This is a genomic window from Bacillus sp. SIMBA_074, assembly GCF_046534555.1.
Taxonomy (GTDB): domain Bacteria; phylum Bacillota; class Bacilli; order Bacillales; family Bacillaceae_G; genus Bacillus_A; species Bacillus_A mycoides.
This window is the reverse complement of sequence record NZ_JAWRYM010001199.1, coordinates 1-237: the sequence shown is the minus strand read 5'-3', so window position 1 is coordinate 237 and position 237 is coordinate 1. Positions and strand designations below refer to the sequence as shown.

Genomic DNA, 237 nt, shown 5'->3' with positions numbered 1-237 from the left:
CCGCCGACGTTCAACGCCGCCACCCCGGTGGGAGCCGAGATCACCAGCGACTTGTCCGTGTTCCAGGACAGGTGGTTCAGCAGCGTCGACTTGCCCGTCCCGGCGCGGCCGGTCACGAACACGTGCTCACGGGTGTTCTCGATGAGGTCGAACACCGCTTGCTGCTCAGGCGACAGCGAAGGACGGACCATGACCTCCCCTTCCCTCTCGCCCGGCGTGCCGGACTACTCTAACCCC

General features: G+C 66.7%; 1 protein-coding gene. It reads right to left on the bottom strand.

Annotated features, from left to right (window positions below; genetic code table 11):
* The coding region (locus tag SB773_RS34515; RefSeq protein ID WP_410595039.1) for an AAA family ATPase at positions 1-191 on the bottom strand (191 nt) is incomplete at its 3' end.
* Positions 192-237 lie beyond the last annotated feature (46 nt).